At 67.9% G+C, this 22,345-nt stretch carries 36 protein-coding genes; 34 read left to right on the top strand and 2 right to left on the bottom strand.

The genetic code is table 11. The annotated features are described in order from the left end of the window. Positions 1–241 precede the first annotated feature (241 nt). From rpsL to K2F47_RS12295, 29 genes are all read left to right on the top strand, one after another. Positions 242–616, top strand: coding sequence for a 30S ribosomal protein S12 (rpsL, locus tag K2F47_RS12155; protein WP_030176166.1), 375 nt, complete (start codon positions 242–244; stop codon positions 614–616). Then, positions 616–1,086: a 30S ribosomal protein S7 gene (rpsG, locus tag K2F47_RS12160; RefSeq protein WP_021597494.1), complete on the top strand. Its 471-nt coding sequence runs from the start codon at positions 616–618 to the stop codon at positions 1,084–1,086. Before rpsL ends, rpsG begins: the two co-directional genes overlap by 1 nt. A 49-nt stretch (positions 1,087–1,135) precedes the next feature. Further along, on the top strand, positions 1,136–3,247 hold the full coding sequence (gene fusA / locus K2F47_RS12165) for an elongation factor G (protein ID WP_242902970.1): 2,112 nt from the start codon (positions 1,136–1,138) through the stop codon (positions 3,245–3,247). Positions 3,248–3,330: 83 nt separating this feature from the next. Next, positions 3,331–4,524: an elongation factor Tu gene (gene tuf, locus K2F47_RS12170; protein WP_242902971.1), complete on the top strand. Its 1,194-nt coding sequence runs from the start codon at positions 3,331–3,333 to the stop codon at positions 4,522–4,524. A 108-nt stretch (positions 4,525–4,632) separates the two neighbouring features. Beyond that, the gene (gene rpsJ / locus K2F47_RS12175) at positions 4,633–4,941 is read left to right on the top strand and encodes a 30S ribosomal protein S10 (protein ID WP_018657599.1); all 309 of its coding nucleotides are present in this window, start codon (positions 4,633–4,635) and stop codon (positions 4,939–4,941) included. A gap of 15 nt (positions 4,942–4,956) precedes the next feature. After that, the gene (rplC, locus tag K2F47_RS12180; protein ID WP_156219778.1) at positions 4,957–5,607 is read left to right on the top strand and encodes a 50S ribosomal protein L3; all 651 of its coding nucleotides are present in this window, start codon (positions 4,957–4,959) and stop codon (positions 5,605–5,607) included. Continuing rightward, positions 5,604–6,206 carry a 50S ribosomal protein L4 gene (gene rplD, locus K2F47_RS12185; RefSeq protein ID WP_214618233.1) on the top strand — a complete coding sequence of 201 codons (603 nt, stop codon included), beginning with the start codon at positions 5,604–5,606 and terminating at the stop codon, positions 6,204–6,206. Before rplC ends, rplD begins: the two co-directional genes overlap by 4 nt. Before the next feature lie 13 nt (positions 6,207–6,219). Then, positions 6,220–6,519 (top strand): 50S ribosomal protein L23, encoded by a 300-nt coding sequence (gene rplW, locus K2F47_RS12190; protein WP_242902972.1) that lies wholly within the window; start codon positions 6,220–6,222, stop codon positions 6,517–6,519. A gap of 47 nt (positions 6,520–6,566) precedes the next feature. Continuing rightward, on the top strand, positions 6,567–7,400 hold the full coding sequence (gene rplB / locus K2F47_RS12195) for a 50S ribosomal protein L2 (protein WP_242902973.1): 834 nt from the start codon (positions 6,567–6,569) through the stop codon (positions 7,398–7,400). Positions 7,401–7,412: 12 nt separating this feature from the next. Then, positions 7,413–7,694, top strand: coding sequence for a 30S ribosomal protein S19 (gene rpsS / locus K2F47_RS12200; protein WP_067454662.1), 282 nt, complete (start codon positions 7,413–7,415; stop codon positions 7,692–7,694). Positions 7,695–7,720: 26 nt separating this feature from the next. Continuing rightward, entirely contained in the window at positions 7,721–8,104 is a 384-nt protein-coding gene (gene rplV, locus K2F47_RS12205) for a 50S ribosomal protein L22 (protein WP_156219773.1), read from the top strand. Continuing rightward, the gene (rpsC, locus tag K2F47_RS12210) at positions 8,104–8,967 is read left to right on the top strand and encodes a 30S ribosomal protein S3 (RefSeq protein WP_214618234.1); all 864 of its coding nucleotides are present in this window, start codon (positions 8,104–8,106) and stop codon (positions 8,965–8,967) included. The genes rplV and rpsC overlap by 1 nt, the downstream gene beginning before the upstream one ends. A 7-nt stretch (positions 8,968–8,974) precedes the next feature. Beyond that, positions 8,975–9,394: a 50S ribosomal protein L16 gene (rplP, locus tag K2F47_RS12215; RefSeq protein ID WP_067454653.1), complete on the top strand. Its 420-nt coding sequence runs from the start codon at positions 8,975–8,977 to the stop codon at positions 9,392–9,394. Further along, positions 9,394–9,636 (top strand): 50S ribosomal protein L29, encoded by a 243-nt coding sequence (gene rpmC, locus K2F47_RS12220; protein WP_242902974.1) that lies wholly within the window; start codon positions 9,394–9,396, stop codon positions 9,634–9,636. The genes rplP and rpmC overlap by 1 nt, the downstream gene beginning before the upstream one ends. Next, on the top strand, positions 9,633–9,905 hold the full coding sequence (gene rpsQ / locus K2F47_RS12225) for a 30S ribosomal protein S17 (RefSeq protein ID WP_242902975.1): 273 nt from the start codon (positions 9,633–9,635) through the stop codon (positions 9,903–9,905). The genes rpmC and rpsQ overlap by 4 nt, the downstream gene beginning before the upstream one ends. Before the next feature lie 70 nt (positions 9,906–9,975). After that, entirely contained in the window at positions 9,976–10,344 is a 369-nt protein-coding gene (gene rplN / locus K2F47_RS12230; RefSeq protein WP_021596728.1) for a 50S ribosomal protein L14, read from the top strand. Beyond that, positions 10,344–10,652 (top strand): 50S ribosomal protein L24, encoded by a 309-nt coding sequence (rplX, locus tag K2F47_RS12235; RefSeq protein ID WP_242902976.1) that lies wholly within the window; start codon positions 10,344–10,346, stop codon positions 10,650–10,652. Before rplN ends, rplX begins: the two co-directional genes overlap by 1 nt. A 5-nt stretch (positions 10,653–10,657) precedes the next feature. Further along, a complete protein-coding gene (rplE, locus tag K2F47_RS12240; RefSeq protein WP_242902977.1) occupies positions 10,658–11,248 on the top strand; it encodes a 50S ribosomal protein L5 in 591 nt (196 codons plus the stop codon). A gap of 4 nt (positions 11,249–11,252) precedes the next feature. Next, positions 11,253–11,438, top strand: a complete 186-nt coding sequence (locus K2F47_RS12245; RefSeq protein WP_067454638.1) for a type Z 30S ribosomal protein S14 — start codon at positions 11,253–11,255, stop codon at positions 11,436–11,438. 136 nt (positions 11,439–11,574) lie between these two features. Next, positions 11,575–11,973, top strand: a complete 399-nt coding sequence (gene rpsH / locus K2F47_RS12250; protein WP_156219882.1) for a 30S ribosomal protein S8 — start codon at positions 11,575–11,577, stop codon at positions 11,971–11,973. A gap of 16 nt (positions 11,974–11,989) precedes the next feature. After that, complete coding sequence (rplF, locus tag K2F47_RS12255) at positions 11,990–12,526, top strand: 50S ribosomal protein L6 (RefSeq protein ID WP_242902978.1); 537 nt, start codon at positions 11,990–11,992, stop codon at positions 12,524–12,526. Positions 12,527–12,528: 2 nt separating this feature from the next. After that, entirely contained in the window at positions 12,529–12,915 is a 387-nt protein-coding gene (rplR, locus tag K2F47_RS12260; protein ID WP_242902979.1) for a 50S ribosomal protein L18, read from the top strand. 34 nt (positions 12,916–12,949) lie between these two features. Continuing rightward, a complete protein-coding gene (gene rpsE, locus K2F47_RS12265) occupies positions 12,950–13,573 on the top strand; it encodes a 30S ribosomal protein S5 (RefSeq protein WP_372490845.1) in 624 nt (207 codons plus the stop codon). Continuing rightward, complete coding sequence (gene rpmD / locus K2F47_RS12270; RefSeq protein ID WP_021596720.1) at positions 13,570–13,752, top strand: 50S ribosomal protein L30; 183 nt, start codon at positions 13,570–13,572, stop codon at positions 13,750–13,752. Before rpsE ends, rpmD begins: the two co-directional genes overlap by 4 nt. 1 nt (position 13,753) lies before the next feature. Then, positions 13,754–14,242 (top strand): 50S ribosomal protein L15, encoded by a 489-nt coding sequence (gene rplO, locus K2F47_RS12275; protein ID WP_242902980.1) that lies wholly within the window; start codon positions 13,754–13,756, stop codon positions 14,240–14,242. Positions 14,243–14,456: 214 nt separating this feature from the next. Continuing rightward, positions 14,457–15,755 (top strand): preprotein translocase subunit SecY, encoded by a 1,299-nt coding sequence (gene secY, locus K2F47_RS12280; RefSeq protein ID WP_242905921.1) that lies wholly within the window; start codon positions 14,457–14,459, stop codon positions 15,753–15,755. Continuing rightward, positions 15,755–16,405, top strand: a complete 651-nt coding sequence (locus K2F47_RS12285; RefSeq protein WP_214618235.1) for an adenylate kinase — start codon at positions 15,755–15,757, stop codon at positions 16,403–16,405. Before secY ends, K2F47_RS12285 begins: the two co-directional genes overlap by 1 nt. A 118-nt stretch (positions 16,406–16,523) precedes the next feature. After that, complete coding sequence (map, locus tag K2F47_RS12290) at positions 16,524–17,345, top strand: type I methionyl aminopeptidase (protein WP_242902981.1); 822 nt, start codon at positions 16,524–16,526, stop codon at positions 17,343–17,345. A 24-nt stretch (positions 17,346–17,369) separates the two neighbouring features. Further along, positions 17,370–17,816: a DUF1707 SHOCT-like domain-containing protein gene (locus K2F47_RS12295; RefSeq protein ID WP_242902982.1), complete on the top strand. Its 447-nt coding sequence runs from the start codon at positions 17,370–17,372 to the stop codon at positions 17,814–17,816. Positions 17,817–17,820: 4 nt separating this feature from the next. Here the strand turns inward: K2F47_RS12295 and K2F47_RS12300 are convergent, their stop codons facing one another. Continuing rightward, positions 17,821–18,618 (bottom strand): phosphodiesterase, encoded by a 798-nt coding sequence (locus tag K2F47_RS12300; protein WP_242902983.1) that lies wholly within the window; start codon positions 18,616–18,618, stop codon positions 17,821–17,823. A 663-nt stretch (positions 18,619–19,281) separates the two neighbouring features. Then, positions 19,282–19,839, bottom strand: a complete 558-nt coding sequence (locus K2F47_RS12305; RefSeq protein ID WP_242902984.1) for a hypothetical protein — start codon at positions 19,837–19,839, stop codon at positions 19,282–19,284. Positions 19,840–20,158: 319 nt separating this feature from the next. Here K2F47_RS12305 and infA point away from each other — a divergent pair, with 319 nt between their 5' ends. The 5 genes from infA (at position 20,159) to rpsD (ending at position 22,313) form a co-directional block, all read left to right on the top strand. Next, a complete protein-coding gene (infA, locus tag K2F47_RS12310; protein WP_018657567.1) occupies positions 20,159–20,380 on the top strand; it encodes a translation initiation factor IF-1 in 222 nt (73 codons plus the stop codon). A 69-nt stretch (positions 20,381–20,449) separates the two neighbouring features. After that, entirely contained in the window at positions 20,450–20,563 is a 114-nt protein-coding gene (gene rpmJ / locus K2F47_RS12315; protein ID WP_021596712.1) for a 50S ribosomal protein L36, read from the top strand. A 202-nt stretch (positions 20,564–20,765) separates the two neighbouring features. After that, positions 20,766–21,146 carry a 30S ribosomal protein S13 gene (gene rpsM / locus K2F47_RS12320; protein ID WP_067454606.1) on the top strand — a complete coding sequence of 127 codons (381 nt, stop codon included), beginning with the start codon at positions 20,766–20,768 and terminating at the stop codon, positions 21,144–21,146. Positions 21,147–21,194: 48 nt separating this feature from the next. Then, positions 21,195–21,596 carry a 30S ribosomal protein S11 gene (gene rpsK / locus K2F47_RS12325; protein WP_021596710.1) on the top strand — a complete coding sequence of 134 codons (402 nt, stop codon included), beginning with the start codon at positions 21,195–21,197 and terminating at the stop codon, positions 21,594–21,596. 90 nt (positions 21,597–21,686) lie between these two features. Further along, positions 21,687–22,313, top strand: coding sequence for a 30S ribosomal protein S4 (gene rpsD, locus K2F47_RS12330; protein WP_242902985.1), 627 nt, complete (start codon positions 21,687–21,689; stop codon positions 22,311–22,313). The last annotated feature ends 32 nt before the right edge of the window (positions 22,314–22,345 follow it).

Raw genomic sequence — 22,345 nt, forward strand, 5'->3', positions numbered from 1 at the left:
GTGCGCACCGGCGAGGTCCAGTCGGCCAGGCCCAGCGCCGCATCTACTCCCCGGCTTGATCTGGCCCTGGTATGGGCCGGGCGGTCTGTGTCGGTTCTGAACGGCGCGATGCTCCGTGAGGTGGCGACACGCCCGACCGCGTGGGTCGGAGAGGTCGGGAAACCGGCAGGTCACAGCCTCGCCTGAGGTGGTGATTGCAGCATAGGACTTACCGGCTCGGTACGAGGAAGACGGAGACGCGGTGCCCACGATCCAGCAGCTGGTCCGAAAGGGCCGCCAGGACAAGGTGACCAAGAACAAGACGCCCGCGCTGAAGGAGAGCCCCCAGCGGCGGGGCGTCTGCACGCGCGTCTACACGACGACGCCCAAGAAGCCGAACTCCGCGCTTCGCAAGGTCGCTCGTGTCCGGCTGACCAGCGGGATCGAGGTCACGGCCTATATCCCCGGCGTCGGTCACAACCTGCAGGAGCACTCGATCGTGCTCGTGCGCGGCGGGCGTGTGAAGGACCTCCCCGGTGTTCGGTACAAGATCATCCGCGGGTCCCTCGACACGCAGGGGGTCCGCAACCGCAAGCAGGCGCGTAGCAAGTACGGCGCGAAGAAGGAGAAGAGCTGATGCCGCGCAAGGGCCCCGCTGGCAAGCGCCAGCTGATCGCTGACCCGGTGTACAACTCGCCGCTGGTCACCGCGCTCATCAACAAGATTCTCCTGGACGGCAAGCGGTCGATCGCGCAGAGCATCGTCTACGACGCTCTGGAGGGCGCTCGCGAGAAGACCGGCAACGACCCGGTCGTCACGCTGAAGCGCGCGCTCGACAACGTCAAGCCGACCCTGGAGGTCCGCAGCCGCCGCGTCGGTGGCGCGACCTACCAGGTCCCGGTGGAGGTGCGGCCCGCCCGCAGCACCACCCTCGCGCTGCGCTGGCTCGTGGTGTACGCCCGGCAGCGTCGCGAGAAGACCATGACCGAGCGGCTGATGAACGAGCTGCTCGACGCGAGCAACGGCCTCGGCGCGTCTGTCAAGAAGCGCGAGGACACCCACAAGATGGCGGAGTCCAACAAGGCCTTCGCCCACTACCGCTGGTAACCCCGGCGGGCCTGAGAACGACGAGACGACGCGAGGACGCGAGGACACAGTGGCTACCAAAACCGGTGTAGACCTGGCCAGGGTCCGCAACATCGGGATCATGGCCCATATCGACGCTGGCAAGACCACGACGACCGAGCGGATCCTGTACTACACGGGCATCAGCTACAAGATCGGCGAGGTCCACGACGGCGCCGCCACCATGGACTGGATGGAGCAGGAGCAGGAGCGGGGGATCACGATCACCTCCGCGGCCACCACCTGCGAATGGCCCGTCGACGAGGTCAAGCACACGATCAACATCATCGACACCCCCGGGCACGTCGACTTCACCATTGAGGTGGAGCGCAACCTGCGGGTGCTCGACGGCGCGGTCGCGGTGTTCGACGGTGTGGCCGGTGTGGAGCCGCAGTCCGAGACGGTGTGGCGGCAGGCCGACCGCTACGGCGTGCCCCGCATGTGCTTCGTCAACAAGCTCGACCGGGTCGGCGCCGAGTTCCACCGCTGCGTCGACATGATCGAGAACAGGCTGAACGCGACCCCGCTCGTGCTCCAGCTCCCGATCGGCGCCGAGGCGGACTTCAAGGGCGTCATCGACCTGGTGACGATGAAGGCGCTCCTCTGGAACGAGGAGGCCAAGCTCGGCGAGATGTACGACACGGTCGACATCCCCGAGACCCACGCCGAGCTCGCGCGCGAGTGGCACGACAAGCTGGTCGAGACGCTCGCCGAGAACGACGACGAGATCATGGAGCTGTACCTGGAGGGCGACGAGCCCACCGTGGAGCAGCTGCACGACGGCATCCGGCGCGCGACGATCGCCGCGAAGCTGACCCCGGTGACGTGCGGCACGGCCTTCAAGAACAAGGGCGTGCAGCCGCTGCTGGACGCGATCGTCCGCTACCTGCCCTCGCCGCTGGACGTGGAGGCCATCGAGGGCCACGCCGTCCGGGACGAGGAGAAGGTGCTCGTCCGCAAGCCGAGCGAGGACGAGCCGTTCTCCGCGCTCGCGTTCAAGATCGCCAGCGACCCGCACCTGGGCAAGCTCACGTTCGTGCGCGTGTACTCCGGCGTGCTGGAGTCCGGCGCGAACGTGATGAACTCCGTCAAGGAGCGCAAGGAGCGCATCGGCAAGATCTACCGGATGCACGCCAACAAGCGCACCGAGATCGAGCGCGCGGGCGCGGGCGACATCGTCGCGGTGATGGGCCTCAAGCAGACCACCACCGGCGAGACGCTGTGCGACGAGAAGAACCCCATCGTCCTTGAGTCGATGAACTTCCCGGCGCCGGTCATCCACGTGGCGATCGAGCCGAAGACCAAGGCCGACCAGCAGAAGCTGGGCACCGCGATCCAGCGGCTGGCCGAGGAGGACCCGTCCTTCCAGGTCCGCACCGAGGAGGACACCGGCCAGACCGTGATCTCCGGCATGGGCGAGCTCCACCTGGAGATCCTCGTCGACCGGATGAAGCGCGAGTTCAAGGTCGACGCCAACGTCGGCAAGCCGCAGGTGGCCTACCGCGAGACCATCAGCCGCAAGGTCGAGAAGGTCGAGTACACCCACAAGAAGCAGACGGGTGGCTCCGGCCAGTTCGGCCGCGTGATCATCGACCTGGAGCCGCTCGGCGGCGGTTCCGACGGGTATGAGTTCGAGAACAAGGTCACCGGTGGCCGCATCCCGCGGGAGTACATCCCGTCGGTGGACGCGGGCTGCCAGGAGGCCGCCGAGTTCGGTGTCCTCGCCGGCTACCCGATGGTGGGCGTCAAGGTCACCCTGCAGGACGGCGCCTACCACGAGGTGGACTCCTCGGAAATGGCGTTCAAGGTCGCCGGTTCCATGGCGTTCAAGGAGGCCGCCCGCAGGGCGAAGCCGACGCTGCTGGAGCCGATGATGGCCGTCGAGGTCACCACGCCCGAGGACAACATGGGCGATGTGATCGGCGACCTCAACAGCCGTCGCGGCCAGGTCCAGTCCATGGACGAGCGGCACGGCATGCGCGTCATCAAGGCGCTCGTGCCCCTGTCCGAGATGTTCGGCTACGTGGGTGATCTGCGCAGCAAGACCCAGGGCCGGGCCGTCTTCACCATGCAGTTCGACTCCTACGCCGAGGTTCCGGGGAACGTCGCGCAGGAGATCATCGCGAAGGCGCGGGGCGAGTAAGCGCCGGGCCTGCCCACAGATCACACCAGACGTACATCGAAGCGGTCGTCTAGACGGCCGAGGATCGCGACAAGGAGCAACCAGTGGCGAAGGCCAAGTTCGAGCGGACGAAGCCGCACGTGAACATCGGCACCATTGGACACATCGACCACGGTAAGACCACGCTTACCGCGGCGATCACCAAGGTGCTCCACGACAAGTACCCGGACCTCAACCCCTTCACGCCGTTCGAGGACATCGACAAGGCGCCGGAGGAGCGCGAGCGCGGCATCACGATCTCGATCGCGCACGTCGAGTACCAGACCGAGGCCCGGCACTACGCGCACGTGGACTGCCCGGGTCACGCCGACTACATCAAGAACATGATCACGGGTGCGGCGCAGATGGACGGCGCCATCCTCGTGGTCGCCGCCACCGACGGCCCGATGCCGCAGACCAAGGAGCACGTGCTCCTGGCCCGCCAGGTCGGCGTCCCCTACATCGTCGTCGCGCTGAACAAGTGCGACATGGTGGACGACGAGGAGATCCTGGAGCTCGTCGAGCTCGAGGTCCGCGAGCTGCTCTCGGAGTATGAGTTCCCGGGCGACGACGTGCCGGTCGTGCGCGTCTCCGCCTTCCAGGCGCTCCAGGGCGACGCCAAGTGGGGCGAGACGATCGTCGAGCTGATGGACGCCGTCGACAACAACGTGCCGGAGCCGGTGCGCGACATCGACAAGCCGTTCCTGATGCCGATCGAGGACGTCTTCTCGATCACCGGTCGCGGCACGGTCGTCACCGGCCGCGTCGAGCGCGGTGTCGTGAACGTCAACGAGACCGTCGACATCATCGGCATCAAGAACGAGACCACCTCGACCACCGTCACCGGTGTCGAGATGTTCCGCAAGCTGCTCGACCAGGGCCAGGCGGGCGACAACGTCGGCCTGCTCCTGCGCGGCATCAAGCGCGAGGACGTCGAGCGCGGCCAGTGTGTCATCAAGCCGGGCACGACCACCCCGCACACCGAGTTCGAGGCGCAGGTCTACATCCTGTCCAAGGACGAGGGCGGCCGCCACACGCCGTTCTTCAACAACTACCGTCCGCAGTTCTACTTCCGGACCACGGACGTCACCGGCGTGGTGAACCTCCCCGAGGGCACCGAGATGGTCATGCCGAGCGACAACACCGAAATGCGCGTCGAGCTGATCCAGCCCGTCGCCATGGAGGAGGGCCTGAAGTTCGCCATCCGCGAGGGCGGCCGGACCGTCGGCTCGGGTCGCGTCACCAAGGTCATCAAGTAACACCTCTCGTGGACGCGGCGGCCTTGCCGCTGGCAACAGCAGGCGGGCCGCCGCGTCGCGATCACTGAAGTATCCAGCGGCACTACAGCAAAGGACACCGAGGCCACCATGGCGGGACAGAAGATCCGCATCCGGCTCAAGGCCTACGACCACGAGGTCATCGACACTTCCGCGAAGAAGATCGTTGAGACGGTGACGCGGACGGGCGCCAAGGTCGCGGGCCCGGTGCCGCTGCCGACCGAGAAGAACGTGTACTGCGTCATCCGCTCGCCGCACAAGTACAAGGACAGCCGCGAGCACTTCGAGATGCGCACGCACAAGCGGTTGATCGACATCATCGACCCGACGCCCAAGACGGTCGACTCGCTGATGCGGCTCGACCTTCCGGCCGGCGTTGACATCGAGATCAAGCTCTAAGGGACGCACCGAGAGATGAGTACGCAGAGGAAGGGCGTCCTGGGCGAGAAGCTCGGCATGACCCAGGTCTTCGACGATGAGGGCCGGATCGTGCCGGTGACCGTCGTCCAGGCCGGGCCGTGTGTCGTCACGCAGCTCCGCACCCAGGAGAAGGACGGCTACACCGCCGTCCAGATCGGGTACGGGCAGATCGACCCGCGCAAGGTGAACAAGCCGCGCACGGGTCACTTCGAGAAGGCCGGCGTCACGCCGCGCCGCTACCTCGTCGAGCTGCGTTCGGACGACACCACCGAGTTCGAACTCGGCCAGGAGATCACCGCCAGCGTCTTCGAGGCCGGCCAGAAGATCGACGTCACCGGGACGAGCAAGGGCAAGGGCACCGCGGGTGTCATGAAGCGCCACGGCTTCAAGGGCCTCGGCGCCTCGCACGGCACCCAGCGCAAGCACCGCTCCCCGGGCTCGATCGGCGGCTGCGCGACCCCCGGTCGCGTCTTCAAGGGCCTCCGCATGGCGGGACGGCACGGCAACGCCCGTACCACCGTGCAGAACCTGACCGTCCACGCCATCGACGCGGAGAAGAACCTGCTGCTCATCAAGGGCGCGGTTCCCGGTCCCAACGGCGGCGTGGTGCTGGTCCGCGACGCAGTGAAGGGGACGGGCAAGTGACTGCCAAGCTCGACATCGATCTGCCCGCCGAGGTCTTCGACGCGAAGACCAGCGTGCCGCTGATCCACCAGGTCGTGGTGGCCCAGCTGGCCGCGGCGCGCCAGGGCACGCACGCCACCAAGACCCGCGGCGACGTCCGCGGCGGTGGCAAGAAGCCGTACCGGCAGAAGGGCACCGGTCGCGCCCGCCAGGGTTCGACCCGCGCGCCCCAGTTCGCCGGCGGTGGCACCGTGCACGGCCCGCAGCCGCGGGACTACACGCAGAAGACGCCCAAGAAGATGAAGGCGGCGGCGCTGCGCGGCGCGCTGTCCGACCGCGCCCGGTACGGCCGGGTGCACGTGGTCGACCACCTCATCGAGGGCGACGCCCCGAAGACCAGGACGGCGCTGACCGCGCTGCGCTCGGTCACCGAGGCCAAGCGCGTCCTGCTGGTCCTGGACCGCGAGGACGAGCTGACCTGGAAGAGCCTGCGCAACGAGCCGAGCGTGCACGTGCTCGTCTCCGACCAGCTCAACACCTACGACGTGCTGGTGAACGACGACGTCGTCTTCACGCAGAAGGCGTACGACGAGTTCATCTCGCGCGCGGCGAAGAAGTAAGGAGGGTCCGCACATGAACAAGATCGCCGACCCCCGCGACATCATCATCGCGCCGGTCGTCTCGGAGAAGAGCTACGGGCTGCTGGACGAGAACAAGTACACGTTCGTCGTCCGTCCGGACGCCAACAAGACGCAGATCAAGCAGGCCGTCGAGGCCGTGTTCGGCGTCAAGGTCGTCAACGTGAACACGCTCAACCGGCAGGGGAAGCGCAAGCGGACCCGGTTCGGCTACGGCAAGCGCAAGGACACCAAGCGCGCCATCGTCAGCCTCGCCGAGGGCGAGCGGATCGACATCTTCGGCGGCACGGCCTAGGACAGGCCGCGTCGTCCCGAAGTCAGATAAAGGGATGAACGAATAAGATGGGCATCCGTAACTACAAGCCGACGACTCCGGGTCGTCGCGGCTCCAGCGTGGCCGACTTCGTCGAGATCACGCGCAGCGAGCCAGAGAAGTCGCTGCTGCGTCCGCTCCCCAAGAAGGGCGGCCGCAACAACCACGGCCGCATCACGACCCGGCACCAGGGCGGCGGCCACAAGCGCGCCTACCGCGTGATCGACTTCCGTCGGCACGACAAGGACGGCGTCCCGGCCAAGGTCGCGCACATCGAGTACGACCCGAACCGCACCGCGCGGATCGCGCTGCTGCACTACGTGGACGGCGAGAAGCGCTACATCATCGCCCCCCGCGGCCTGCGCCAGGGCGACCGGGTCGAGAACGGTCCGGGCGCCGACATCAAGCCGGGCAACTGCCTGCCGCTGCGCAACATCCCGACGGGTACCGTCGTCCACGCCATCGAGCTCCGGCCCGGCGGCGGCGCCAAGATCGCCCGCAGCGCGGGCGCGGGCGTCCAGCTGCTGGCCAAGGAGGGCAAGTACGCCACGCTGCGCATGCCCTCGGGCGAGATGCGGATGGTGGACGTGCGCTGCCGCGCGACGGTCGGCGAGGTCGGCAACGCCGAGCAGTCGAACATCAACTGGGGCAAGGCCGGACGCATGCGGTGGAAGGGCAAGCGCCCGACCGTCCGCGGTGTGGCCATGAACCCGATCGACCACCCGCACGGTGGTGGTGAGGGCAAGACCTCCGGTGGTCGGCACCCGGTGAACCCGAACGGTAAGAAGGAAGGCCGCACTCGCCAGGCGAACAAGTCGAGCGACCGGCTGATCGTCCGTCGTCGCAGCAAGAAGAAGCGGTAGGAGTCGCTCGTCATGCCACGTAGCCTCAAGAAGGGCCCCTTCGTGGACGACCACCTCATCAAGAAGGTGGACGTCCAGAACGAGAAGGGCACCAAGAACGTCATCAAGACGTGGTCGCGGCGCTCCATGATCGTGCCGGACATGATCGGTCACACGATCGCCGTGCACGACGGCCGCAAGCACGTCCCGGTGTTCATCACCGACGCCATGGTGGGGCACAAGCTCGGCGAGTTCGCGCCGACGCGGACGTTCCGCAGCCATGTCAAGGAAGACCGCCGCAGCCGACGCGGCTGAGTCCTAGCAACAGAGAGGGATCAGCGATGGAAGCCAGGGCCCAGGCGCGGTTCATCCGCGTCACGCCCAGGAAGGCCCGCCGCGTGGTGGACCTCATCCGCGGCCTGCCCGCCGCGGAGGCTCAGGCGGTGCTGCGGTTCGCCCCCCAGGCGGCGAGTGAGCCTGTGGGCAAGGTGCTGGCGAGTGCCATCGCCAACGCCGAGCACAATTTCAAGCTCGACTCGGACACGCTCGTCGTGAGCCGTGCGTGGGTGGACGAGGGGCCGACGCTCAAGCGTTTCCGCCCCCGTGCCCAGGGCCGGGCGTACCGCATCAACAAGCGCACGAGCCACATCACCGTGGTCGTGGAGTCGCGCGACGAAGCAGCGTCCGCGTCCGGCGGCGGTAAGAAGACGAGGAGGGCCCGGTAGTGGGTCAGAAGATCAACCCGCACGGGTTCCGGCTCGGGATCACCACCGACCACAAGTCCGTGTGGTTCGCCGACAAGCTCTACAAGGACTACGTCAAGGAAGACGTCCAGATCCGGCGCATGCTCCAGAAGGGCATGGACCGGGCGGGCATCTCCAAGGTGGAGATCGAGCGGACCCGGGACCGTGTCGAGGTCAACATCCACACCGCCCGGCCGGGAATCGTCATCGGCCGCCGCGGCGCGGAGGCCGAGCGGCTGCGCGGCGACCTGGAGAAGCTGACCGGCAAGCAGGTCCGGCTGAACATCCTCGAGGTCAAGAACCCCGAGATCGACGCGCAGCTCGTCGCGCAGGGCGTGGCCGAGCAGCTGTCGAGCCGGGTCGCGTTCCGGCGCGCCATGCGCAAGGCGATCCAGTCCGCGATGAAGTCGGGCGCCAAGGGGATCAAGGTGCAGTGCGGCGGACGGCTGGGCGGCGCCGAGATGTCCCGCTCGGAGTTCTACCGCGAGGGCCAGGTCCCGCTGCACACGCTGCGCGCCGACATCGACTACGGCTTCTACGAGGCCCGGACGACGTTCGGCCGCATCGGCGTCAAGGTGTGGATCTACAAGGGCGAGGCCGCGCAGACGCGCGCCGAGCGCGAGCAGCAGGCCGCGCAGCAGCGCGCCGCCGGTGGCGGCGGCGGCCGTGAGCGCCGCGGCGGCGACCGCCGGGGCGGCGGCCGCGGTGGCCGTGGCGGCCGCGGCGGAGCCGGTGGCGGCGGCGAGCGCGGTGGCGCCCGCGACGGCGCGCCCCGCCAGCAGCAGCAGAGTTCCGAGCAGCCCGCGCAGACGGCCGAGGCTGCTCCGCAGGGTGAGGGGAGCTGAGTAACCCATGCTGATCCCTCGCAAGGTCAAGCACCGCAAGCAGCACCACCCGAAGCGCCGGGGCATGGCCAAGGGCGGCACGAAGGTGACGTTCGGCGAGTACGGCATCCAGGCGGTCGAGCCCGCGTACGTGACCAACCGGCAGATCGAGGCCGCGCGTATCGCGATGACCCGCCACATCAAGCGCGGCGGCAAGGTGTGGATCAACATCTTCCCGGACCGTCCGCTGACCAAGAAGCCCGCCGAGACCCGCATGGGTTCCGGCAAGGGCTCGGTCGAGTGGTGGGTCGCGAACGTCAAGCCGGGGCGCGTGATGTTCGAGATCTCCTACCCGAACGAGCAGGTCGCGCGCGAGGCGCTCACCCGCGCGATCCACAAGCTGCCGATGAAGTGCAAAATCGTTAAGCGAGAGGTGGGTGAGTCCTGATGGCCAAGGGTCTTGCCGCCGACGACCTGCGGACCGAGCCCGAGGACGTCCTGGTGACCAAGCTGAAGGAGGCGAAGGAGGAGCTGTTCAACCTCCGCTTCCAGGCCGCGACCGGCCAGCTTGAGAGCCACGGGCGGCTGCGCACCGTGAAGCGCGAGATCGCCCGCATCTACACCGTGATGCGTGAGCGGGAGCTCGGCATCGTCACGGTCGCCGAGGACGCCGTGGAGGGCGAGGAATGACCGAGCAGCAGACCGAGCAGCGGAACAGCCGCAAGGTCCTTGAGGGTCTCGTGGTCAGCGACAAGATGGACAAGACCGTGGTCGTGTCCGTCGAGGACCGCGTGAAGCACCCCAAGTACCACAAGGTGATCCGCCGCACGAAGAACTACAAGGCGCACGACGAGGCCAACGAGTGTGGCGTCGGCGACCGCGTCCGTCTCATGGAGACCCGCCCGCTGTCGGCCACCAAGCGGTGGCGCGTGGTCGAGATCCTTGAGAAGGCCAAGTAATTACTGGTTCCACCAGGCTGCCCCGCGGACGCGGTCCGTGGCAGAACCGGTGTGACGAACAGGAGTTGACGTGATCCAGCAGGAGTCGCGACTCAAGGTCGCCGACAACACGGGTGCGAAGGAGATCCTTTGCATCCGGGTTCTCGGCGGCTCGGGTCGGCGCTACGCGGGAGTCGGCGACATCATCGTCGCGACGGTGAAGGACGCCCTTCCCGGCGCGGGCGTGAAGAAGGGTGACGTCGTCAAGGCGGTCGTCGTGCGCACCCGCAAGGAGCGCCGGCGCCCGGACGGCTCCTACATCCGCTTCGACGAGAACGCGGCCGTCCTGATCAAGGACGGCGGAGACCCCCGGGGCACCCGTATCTTCGGCCCGGTGGGCCGTGAACTGCGCGAGAAGAAGTTCATGCGCATCATCTCGCTCGCGCCGGAGGTGCTGTGATGAAGATTCGCAAGGGCGACGAGGTCATCGTCATCGCCGGCAAGGACAAGGGCGCGACGGGCAAGGTCCTGCGCGTCGACCTGCGCGCCGAGCGCGTCGTCGTCGAGGGCGTCAACCTCATCACCAAGAACATCAAGGCCGACCAGCAGCGCGCGGGCAAGGAGAGCGGTCGCGTGACGGTCGAGGCGCCGCTGCACGTCAGCAACGTCGCCCTCGTCGAGGACGGCAAGCCCGTCCGCGCCGGCTACCGCTTCAACGACGACGGGACGAAGGTCCGGATCTCGCGCCGCAGCGGTAAGGAGATCTGAGACCGATGACCGACACCGCCACCGAGACGCAGACGGACTCCCGTCCCGTCCCCCAGCCGAGGCTCAAGCTCCGCTACCGCGCGGAGATCGCGCAGGCGATGCAGGAGCAGTTCGGCTACCCCAACGTCATGCAGATCCCCGGGCTGACCAAGATCGTGGTCAACATGGGGGTCGGCGAGGCGGCCAAGGACGCCAAGGTGATCGAGGGCGCGATCCGCGACCTGTCGGCGATCACCGGCCAGAAGCCGGCCGTGAACCGGGCCCGCAAGTCCATCGCGCAGTTCAAGCTGCGCGAGGGCATGCCGATCGGCGCGCACACCACGCTGCGCGGCGACCGGATGTGGGAGTTCCTCGACCGGCTGCTGTCGACCGCGCTGCCGCGCATCCGTGACTTCCGGGGCCTGTCGCCGCGGCAGTTCGACGGCAACGGCAACTACACCTTCGGGCTGACCGAGCAGGTCATGTTCCACGAGGTCGACCCCGACAAGATCGACCGGCAGCGGGGCATGGACATCACGGTCGTGACGACCGCGAAGACCGACGAGGAGGGCCGGGCGCTGCTCAAGCTTCTGGGCTTCCCTTTCAAGGAGAACTGAGCAGATGGCGAAGAAGTCGCTGATCGCCAAGGCCGGGCGCAAGCCCAAGTTCGGCGTCCGCGCGTACACTCGGTGCTCGCGCTGCGGACGTCCGCGCTCGGTCTACCGGAAGTTCGGCCTGTGCCGTGTGTGCTTCCGGGAGATGGCCCACCGCGGCGAGCTGCCCGGCATCACGAAGTCGAGCTGGTGACGTCCCGCCCCCTCGGGGGCGGCGCACCGGCATGTAATAACCACCGGGCACCCGGCGAGGGTGCCCACGACCGCGCCAAAGGTCCACGGGACCACATCAGCCCGAGGAAACCGTGGCGAGGGAGGGCCAGCAGGCCATGACGATGACCGACCCGATCGCAGACATGCTGACACGTCTGCGGAACGCGAATTCGGCGTACCACGACCAGGTGGCGATGCCGTACTCGAAGATCAAGGCGCACATCGCCGAGATCCTCCAGCAGGAGGGGTACATCTCGGGGTGGACCGTGGAGGACGCCGAGGTCGGAAAGAAGCTCAACATCGAGCTGAAGTTCGGCCCGACCCGCGAGCGTTCGATCGCCGGTATCAAGCGCGTCTCGAAGCCGGGTCTGCGCGTGTACGCGAAGAAGGACAACCTGCCCAAGGTCCTCGGCGGACTGGGCGTCGCGATCATCTCGACGTCCTCCGGCCTGATGACCGACCGGCAGGCGGGCAAGCGCGGCGTGGGCGGGGAAGTCCTCGCCTACGTCTGGTGAGGGGAGGGCTTTAACAATGTCGCGAATCGGACGTCTCCCCATCGCCGTGCCCGGTGGCGTCGAGGTGAGCCTCGACGGCCAGCAGGTCACCGTCAAGGGGCCCAAGGGCACGCTGTCGCACACGGTCGCCGAGCCCATCGAGGTCTCGATGGAGGACGGCACGGTCACCGTGTCCAGGCCGAACGACGTCAACACGGTGCGGGCCCTGCACGGGCTCACCCGCTCGTTGATCAACAACATGGTCGTCGGTGTGACCGAGGGCTACAAGAAGACCCTCGTCATCCAGGGCGTCGGCTACCGCGTGGTCGCCAAGGGCAAGAACCTGGAGTTCTCGCTCGGGTACAGCCACCCGATCACGGTCGAGCCCCCGGAGGGCATCACCTTCACGGTCGAGCGGCCGACCCAGCTCGTGGTCGAGGGCATCGACAAGCAGAAGGTCGGCGAGGTCGCCGCTAACATCCGCAAGCTGCGCAAGCCCGACCCGTACAAGGGCAAGGGCGTGCGGTACGAGGGTGAGCAGATCCGTCGTAAGGTCGGAAAGGCTGGTAAGTAGTCATGGCAGGCACCAAGACCCTGGCCGGCAAGGCCACGTCGGCGCGGGCCAAGTCTCGCAAGCGCCGGCACCTGCGGGTCCGGAAGAAGGTCGTGGGCAGCGCCACGCGTCCTCGCCTGGTCGTGACCCGCTCCACCCGCCACGTGTTCGTCCAGGTCATCGACGACGCGAAGGGCCACACGCTGGCCTACGCCTCGACGATGGAGGCCGACCTGCGCGCCGCCGAGGGCGACAAGACCGCCAAGTCCCGTCAGGTCGGCGAGCTCGTCGCCCGCCGGGCCAAGGAGGCCGGTGTGTCCGCGGTCGTCTTCGACCGCGGCGGCAACAAGTACCACGGCCGCATCGCCGCTGTCGCGGACGGTGCGCGCGAGGGGGGCCTGGAGCTGTGATGGCCCTTCCCATGGCAAACGAGAGGAACCACTGATGGCAGCGCAGAGGCGCGGTGGCGGTCAGGGTGGCGACCGTCGCGACGGCCGCCGCGACGACCGCCGCGGTGGCGCCGACAAGGGCCAGTCGTACATCGAGAAGGTCGTGGCGATCAACCGTGTCGCCAAGGTCGTCAAGGGCGGTCGTCGCTTCAGCTTCACGGCCCTGGTGATCGTCGGTGACGGCAACGGCACCGTCGGCGTCGGCTACGGCAAGGCCAAGGAGGTGCCCGCGGCGATCGCCAAGGGCGTCGAGGAGGCCAAGAAGCACTTCTTCAAGGTGCCGCGGATCCAGGGCACCATCCCGCACCTGGTGCAGGAGCGGGACGCGGCGGGCGAGGTCCTGCTGCGTCCGGCCAGCCCCGGTACCGGCGTCATCGCCGGTGGCCCGGTGCGCGCGGTGCTGGAGTGCGCGGGCATCCACGACGTGCTGAGCAAGTCGCTGGGCAGCGACAACGCGATCAACATCGTGCACGCGACGATCGCGGGCCTCAAGGCACTGAAGCGTCCCGAGGAGATCGCGGCCAAGCGCGGCCTGCCGATCGAGGACGTCGCCCCCGCCGCCATGCTGCGGGCCCGCGCCGCGGGCAGCGAGCCGAGGGCGGAGGCCGCGACCACATGAGCAACCTGAAGATCACGCAGACCAAGTCCGTGATCAGTGAGAAGCAGAACCAGCGTGACACGCTGCGCACCCTCGGCCTGAAGAAGATCGGGCAGAGCGTGGTCCGCGAGGACCGCCCCGAGGTGCTCGGCATGATCCGGACGGTGGCGCACCTGGTCACCGTCGAGGAGGTCGACTGACATGGCGGCTGATCTCGGTAAGAACGCCACCGAGGACACCACCGAGGGCACACCGCTGAAGGTGCACGACCTGCGTCCCGCCCCCGGTGCCAACCGCCGCAAGGTCCGCAAGGGCCGCGGCGAGGCGTCCAAGGGCAAGACGGCGGGCCGCGGTACCAAGGGCACCAAGGCGCGCGGCACCGTCCCCGTCGGGTTCGAGGGCGGCCAGATGCCTCTGATCATCCGGCTCCCGAAGCTCAAGGGCTTCAAGAACCCGAACCGGGTCGAGTACCAGGTCGTGAACCTGGACAAGCTGGCCGCGCTGTACCCCGAGGGCGGCGAGGTGACCGCGGACGATCTGGCGGCCAGGGGAGCGGTTCGCCGCGGCCGTCCGGTCAAGGTGCTCGGCACCGGTGAGATCTCCGTGGCGGTTCAGGTGAGGGTTCACGCCTTCTCCGGCGCCGCCAAGGAGAAGATCGCCGCTGCTGGCGGCACCACTGACGAGCTGTAAGTAGGACGCCTGCGATGCCGGGGCCGTCTTCACCAAGCGCCGGGGGCCGGAAGGTCGCCGCGTTCGGCGGGGCGGCCCCGCTTGCATGTGCTGTTAGAGTCACACCGGCAGATGCGCTCGGAGTGAGATTTCACACGATCGTTTCGGCCGACCCTCATGGACCTGTAACCGGCCCCTCGGCGGCCATGAATTCGCCAGTCGCGCAGGAGGAATGGTGCTGACCGCGTTCGCTCGGGCTTTCCGTACGCCTGACCTGCGTAAAAAGCTGTTGTTCACGTTGCTCATGATCGTGGTGTTCCGGGTGGGGTCGATCCTCCCGACACCGAACGTGAACGTGAAGGTGCTGAAGGAGACGGCGGACCAGGCCAAGGACCAGAACCAGCTCTACGGTCTGGTCGACCTGTTCAGCGGCGGCGCGTTGCTGAAGCTGTCGGTGTTCGCGCTGGGGATCATGCCCTACATCACCGCGAGCATCATCCTCCAGCTGCTGACCGTCGTGATCCCCCGGCTGGAGGCCCTCAAGAAGGAGGGCCAGGCCGGCACCACGAAGATCACCCAGTACACCCGCTACCTGACGGTGGGCCTCGCGATCCTGCAGGCCACCGGCATCGTGGCGATGGCGAGTACCGGGCAGCTCTTCCAGGGCGTGAGCGGCAGCAACGGCGACATCCTGTACGACACGGGCGTGTTCCCGATCATCACCATGGTGATCTGCATGGTGGCTGGCACCTCGGTGATCATGTGGCTGGGCGAGCTGGTCACCGACCGCGGCGTCGGCAACGGCATGTCCATCCTGATCTTCACCCAGGTCGTCGCGGTCTTCCCCGCGCAGTTCTGGAGCATCTACCAGACCAAGAACGGCTTCGTCTTCGCGGTCGTCGTCCTGGTCGGCCTGGCGATCATGGCCGGTGTCGTGTTCGTCGAGCAGGCGCAGCGCCGCATCCCCGTCCAGTACGCCAAGCGGATGGTCGGGCGCCGCATGTACGGCGGCACCTCCACCTACATCCCGCTCAAGGTGAACCAGGCCGGCATCATTCCGGTGATCTTCGCCTCATCGCTGCTGTACCTCCCGGTGCTGGCGACGCAGCTGTGGCCCAACACCAAGTGGCTCCAGAAGATCCAGCCCTACCTCCAGCAGAACAACGCCTGGCACATGGCGGTCTTCTTCGTCTTCATCATCTTCTTCACCTACTTCTACGTGGCGATCACGTTCAACCCCACTGAAGTGGCCGACAACATGAAGAAGTATGGTGGGTTCATCCCAGGTATCCGTCCGGGACGGCCGACCGCCGAATACCTCGACTTCGTGCTGACCCGGATCACCACACCCGGTGCGCTGTACCTGGGGCTCGTGGCACTGATCCCCATGGTGGCCTTCGCACTCCTGAAGGCCAGCCAGGACTTCCCCTTCGGCGGCACGAGCATCCTCATCGTCGTCGGCGTCGGACTGGATACCGTGAAGCAGATCGAGAGTCAGCTGCAACAGCGCAACTACGAGGGCTTCCTCCGGTAGTGCGTATCGTGCTGGTGGGCCCCCCGGGAGCGGGCAAGGGGACACAGGCCCAGTTCATCGCATCTCATCTGTCCATCCCGAAGATCTCGACAGGTGACATCTTCCGCGCCAACGTGAGCGGTGGTACCGAGCTCGGCCGGCAGGCCAGGCAGTACATGGACCGCGGTGACCTCGTCCCCGACGAGGTCACGATCGCGATGGTGCGCGACCGCCTCGGCGAGGACGACGCGCGCGACGGGTTCCTGCTCGACGGGTTCCCGCGCAACGTCCCGCAGGCAGAGACGCTGAAGAAGATCCTCGCGGAGTGGGACACCCGCCTGGACATCGTCCTGGAGTTGGTCGTCGACGAGGACGAGGTCGTCCGGCGGCTGTCGGGCCGGCGCACCTGCGACAAGTGCGGGCGCATCTGGCACGTCGACTTCGACGACAAGCAGGACGACATCTGCGACGACTGCGGCGGTCACCTGTTCCAGCGCGACGACGACAAGGAAGAGGTCGTCATGCACCGGCTGGAGGTGTACCGGCACGACACGGCCCCGCTGGTGCAGTTCTACGCCGACGAGGACATCCTCGTCGGCATCGACGCGACCGGCCCGGTCGAGGAGGTCACCAAGCGCGCGCTCACCGCGCTTCGGCCGCTGGAGAAGTAGCGGCGGGGCCCCTGATGGAGGGCCCGCCGGAGAACTGACCATGGACGCGGTGACCCCGCGTCCATGGGCCGGGCTCCGCAGCATGAGCGGTCCCGGGCGAGGCGTTCAGGGGAAAACAGTGTTCAAACGGCGTAGGCCCGCGATCCAGGTGAAGACGCCGGAGCAGGTCGAGGCGATGCGCGTGGCCGGGCTGCTGGTCGGCGAGACCCTCGAGGTGCTGCGCGAGGCGGTCCGGCCCGGCATCACGACGATGGAGCTGGACGAGATCGCCGAGCGGCACATCCGCGCGAACGGCGGCGTCCCGTCCTTCAAGGGCTACCACGGCTTCACCGGGACGATCTGCGCGTCGATCAACGAGGAGATCGTGCACGGCATCCCCGATCAAGAGCGGGCCGTCCAAGAGGGCGACATCATCTCGATCGACTGCGGCGCGATCGTCGACGGCTGGCACGGCGACGCGGCGATCACGGTCCCGGTGGGGGAGATCACCGACGAGCTGCGCGCGCTCCTGGACGTCACCGAGACGTCCCTGTGGCGCGGTCTGGCGGCCGGAAGGGCCGGGGCGAGGCTGAGCGACATCTCCCACACGATCGAGGCTCACATCCGCTCTCAGGGCCCCTACGGCATCGTTGAGGGCTACGGCGGGCACGGCATCGGTACCGAGATGCACATGGACCCGCTCGTCCCGAACCACGGGCCCGCGGGCCACGGCCCGGAGCTCGTGCCCGGGATGTGCTTCGCGATCGAGCCGATGGTCAACCTCGGCACCAAGGAGACCCTCGAACTCGACGACGGCTGGACGGTGATCACCGCCGACGGCCGCCGCTCCGCCCACTTCGAGCACTCCTTCGCCGTCACGCCGGACGGCCCGCGTGTGCTGACCGCACTTGACGAGGGCCGGGAGTGGTTCGCCAAGCTGGAGGCGGACGCTCCGTCCTAGCCGATCGAGACGAGGAGCCTTGCGATGGCGCCGAACCCTGACCTCCGGGCGTCGGACGCCGACCGCGACCGGGTCGCCGCGAACCTGCGCGAGCACTGCGCCGTGGGCCGGATCACCGTCGAGGAGATGAACGAGCGGCTCGACCTGGTCTACGAGGCGAGGACCCTGGGCCAGCTCCAGGCGGTCACCCACGACCTGCCGGAGGAGGACCTGCACCAGCTGCCCGTCCCGGCGGCCCAGGGCAACAGCACGGCCTCGGTGGCGCCGCGCCCCTCCGGCGGCGACCTGTACCGGCGCGGCGGCCGCGCGATGTGGGGCACCTGGGCCGTGGTCAGCGGCATCAACCTCACGGTCTGGCTGATCATCGCCCTGACCGGCCACGTCGTCTACCCCTGGTGGCTGTGGGTCGCGGGCCCATGGGGCGCGCTGATCCTGCTCGGCTCGCTCCTGGGCCCGAAACGCCACGGCTAGGGGGTTACTCGACCTCCATGAGCGGCCGGTAGTTCCCGGTGGGGACGAAGTGCGTGGTCGCCATCCCGTCGTCCGCCACCAGATGCACCGCGAACCCGGCGGGCTCCCCGGTCACGGCCGCGCGGCCTGGGCGGGTCAGGTCGAGGAACAGCTGCCGGTAGGTGCTCGGGCAGGTGGTGCTGACCCGTCCCGCGAGCTGCCCGACCGCGCCCCGATGCACATGCCCGCTGATGATCCGGACGACCTGCTCGTGCCGCGCGATCACCGCCGCGAACCCCGCCGGGTCCACGAACCGCATGTCGTCGATGAACCGGATCCCGATCGGGAACGGCGGATGATGCGTCGCCACGATGGTGGGGACGTCGGGCGCGGCGCCGAGCGTCGCGTCCAGCCAGGCGAGCCGCTCCTCGCTCAGGTGCCCGTGCGGATGCCCGTCCACGGTCGTGTCGCAGCACACGAGTCGCACGCCGCCGATGTTCACCGCGTACTGGACGGGTGCCTGTGGAGCGGTCCCGGTCTCCGCGACGGCCGGATGATCGCTGAACGCCGCGCGCAGGGCGTCCCGGTCGTCGTGGTTGCCGGGCATCGGGAACACGGCCATCGGCAACGGCGACAGCAGCGCGTGCAGCCGCGCGTACTCGGAGGGCCGCCCCCCGTCGGCGAGGTCCCCCGTCAGCACCACCGCGTCCGGTCGCGCGGGCAACGCCAACAAGCTGGAGACCGCCGCCCGCAACGCCCGCACCGGCCCGGACGCGTCGTCCACCTCACCGTCCCGCCCCGCCGCGAGATGGATATCGCTCAACTGGGCCAGTATCACGACACCGCCCACGTGTTCATTGCAGTGCCCTTGGCGTCGGGCCTTGGCGGCCCTCCTTCAACGGGCACTGCGGCGATCGCTGCATCGCTCCGACTCGCCTGGCGGCTCGCTTCGCGATCAGGTTCTCGCAAGCTCGAACCTGCCTTCGGACGCGATCGCAACGCTTGGGGCTGAAGCGGGCTCAACTTACGACCTCCATGGTTCACAGTGTCCGTCGGCCGGCACCTTCGGCTCACCCTGGGACTCGCTGCGTGATCAGTTTCCCGCATGCACGAAACCGCCTTCGCACACAACCACGCCCCCCGAGCCCCGAGCAAGCGTCAGCTTCGCCGAGGCGACCGGCCTGACCTGCGGCGTTGCTGTGAGCGCAGCGCCGTTGCGCCATTCAGATTCGCGTTGGGGCAGGTCCAGACGACCCAGGAAAGGACGGGGAAGTCGATCAGCCGACCGAGACCGGCGCGAGGGGTAAGCCCAGCCGCCCAGCAACCGAAACGTTGCGATCGCGTCCGAAGGCAGATGCGAGCGAAGCAAGCATCTGATCGCGAAGCGAGCCGCCAGGCGAGTCGGAGCGATGCCAGCGATCGCCGCAGTGCCCGTTGAAGGAGGGAGCGCCAGCGACCGACGCCAAGGGCACTGCAATGAACACAGCTACGCGACGTGGGGGATTACCAGGGAGAGTGCGGAGGTGACGTCCTTGGCGGCGGGGGCCACGTCGGGGACGACGTCGCGGAGGGCCAGCCAGCCGTTGATGGCCTGGACGGTGGGCTTGGCCTCGATGAGCTGGGGGTCGTCCAGGCCGTACCAGGCGGCGACCTTGGACCAGCGCCAGAGGCGGTGGCCGGCGGTCGACATCTCCGAGGCGGGGAAGCCGCCGGGGCCGCGGGCGCCGGTGATCGCCAGGCGGACGGATTCGAACGAACGGCCGACCCGTTCGGCGATGTCGCGGATGGTGAGCAGCGGGTCGGCCTCGACCTGGAGGACGTGCAGCTCCGGCGCGCTGGCCTCGACGTGCTCGACGACCTCCATGATCGCGGCGGCGAGGGTGGCGCCGGTCCAGGTGCAGGAGGCGTTGCCGGGGCGCTCGGCGTGCTGCGGCTCGCTGATGATCGACACGGTGACGGCGCCGTGCGTCCGGTCGAAGAGGGGGTCCAGCTCGTCCTCGTAGAGGGGACGGCTGAGGATCAGCGCGAAGTCATAGCTCGGCATGCTGACCCTCCTTCGGACGTCTTGACGCCCTGTCATCGCAGGGGAACCGCCCCGTAGGTCCCCCGCCCGCTGTGCGGGCTCTCTACTGGAAAGGTACAACGCGGACGCGAGGTATGCTTGGGTCAGGACAGGTCTCCCGAGCCGTATCATGCGACAATTTCGCATTCGACGGCCCGGTGCCGTAGACTCCTATGCCGGTCCGCTGTCGGCCGTCTGATTCCCTCTTCTCGGTGCTCTGGCGCCGTGCGTGGGTGTGGCCGCCTCCCCTCACGGGACTCCGGACCGGGTCCAATGAGCCGATCAGCGAAGCGCGGAGGACATGCCCAAGAAAGAAGGGGCCATCGAGATCGAGGGCACCGTCATCGAGTCCCTCCCGAACGCCATGTTCCGGGTGGAGCTCGACAACGGGCACAAGGTGCTCGCCCACATCAGCGGCAAGATGCGGATGCACTACATCCGGATCCTGCCGGACGACCGCGTCGTCGTGGAGCTGAGTCCCTACGACCTCACGCGCGGCCGGATCGTCTATCGGTACAAGTAAGCACATCCACTGGGGTTGCCTTCCCCGCGCGTGGCGGCGCGGGGGTGACCCTGATTCCTAGGAGACCCAGTGAAGGTCAAGCCGAGCGTCAAGAAGATCTGCAACAAGTGCCGCGTCATCCGCCGGCACGGCCGGGTCATGGTGATCTGCTCCGACCCGCGCCACAAGCAGCGCCAGGGCTGACCGGCCGCCACGGCCGCGTCGTCCGACAACTGAAGCGCATCGCAGCCTTCGCACGGGTAGCCGTACGACCTTGATCGGGTCGTACGGCGCCATCGTGCGTAGGGACACCCCCGGACCGCCGGAGGCCGGGGCCGCCACCCGGGCAGGGTGTGTGCGGAGGCGATGCGTCCATACCTCCGCGAAATGAAGGGAACTGCCCACGATGGCACGCCTGCTCGGCGTCGACCTCCCGCGCGAAAAGCGCCTGGAGGTCGCTCTCACCTACATCTTCGGCATCGGCCGGACCCGCGCCCTCGAGACCCTCGCGGGCACCGAGATCAGCGGTGACCTGCGGGTGCACCAGCTCGGCGACGACGAGCTGGTGAAGCTGCGCGACTGGATCGAGGCGAACTACAAGATCGAGGGTGATCTTCGCCGCGAGGTCCAGGCGGACATCCGTCGCAAGATCGAGATCGGGTGCTACCAGGGCATCCGGCACCGTCGCGGTCTGCCCGTCCACGGCCAGCGCACGCAGACCAACGCGCGCACCCGCAAGGGCAAGAAGAAGACCGTGGCCGGCAAGAAGAAGGCCGGCAAGAAGTAGTCCGGAGTCGGTCCTCCGGATCGATGACCTCAAGAGTAGAGAGAGCAGATGCCTCCTAAGAGCCGTGTCGGCGCCAAGAAGGTGCGCCGGAAGGAAAAGAAGAACGTCGCTCACGGGCACGCCCACATCAAGAGCACGTTCAACAACACGATCGTCTCGATCACCGACCCCAACGGCAACGTGATCTCCTGGGCCTCCTCGGGCCACGTGGGCTTCAAGGGCTCGCGCAAGTCGACCCCGTTCGCCGCGCAGCAGGCCGCCGAGGCCGCCGCCCGGCGCGCGATGGAGCACGGCATGCGCAAGGTCGACGTCTTCGTGAAGGGCCCGGGCTCGGGCCGCGAGACCGCCATCCGCTCGCTTCAGGCGACCGGCCTCGAGGTGGGCTCCATCCAGGACGTCACGCCCGTTCCGCACAACGGCTGCCGCCCGCCGAAGCGTCGGAGGGTCTGACCTGCGATGCGCAATCTGGAATTTGCACCGGCGGCACCGCCCGCCACTGTGCTTGCCGGCCGGGTCTGAGGCAGGGGAGATCTAAGAACAATGGCTCGTTACACCGGTGCGGACTGCAAGCTCTGCCGCCGCGAGAAGATGAAGCTGTTCCTCAAGGGCAGCAAGTGCGAGGGCCCCAAGTGCCCGATCGAGATCCGTCCCTACCCGCCGGGTGAGCACGGACGCGGTCGGCCGAAGGAGACCGAGTACCTGCTCCAGCTCCGCGAGAAGCAGAAGGCGCGCCGTATCTACGGCGTCCTGGAGCGCCAGTTCCACAACTACTACGTCGAGGCCAACCGCCAGGGCGGCAAGACGGGTGAGAACCTGCTCACGCTGCTGGAGCGCCGTCTCGACAACGTGGTCTACCGCGCGGGCTTCGCCAAGTCCCGCGACATGGCCCGCCAGCTGATCCGGCACGGCCACATCAAGGTCAACGGCCGCAAGGTCGACATCCCGTCCTTCCAGGTGGGCGAGGCCGACATCGTCGATGTCAAGGCCAAGTCGCTGGAGATGACGCCGTTCCAGGTCGCCAAGGCCGAGGCGGGCGACCGCCAGGTTCCGGCGTGGCTCGGGGTCGACGCCGACCGGATGCGGATCCTGGTCCACTCGCTGCCCGTCCGGCAGCAGATCGACGCTCCCGTCCAGGAGCAGCTGATCGTCGAGCTCTACTCCAAGTAGGGCTCGCCAGGCAGGACCCCGGCTCACCGGGG

Source organism: Actinomadura terrae (assembly GCF_022751215.1).
Taxonomy (GTDB): Bacteria; Actinomycetota; Actinomycetes; order Streptosporangiales; family Streptosporangiaceae; genus Spirillospora; species Spirillospora terrae.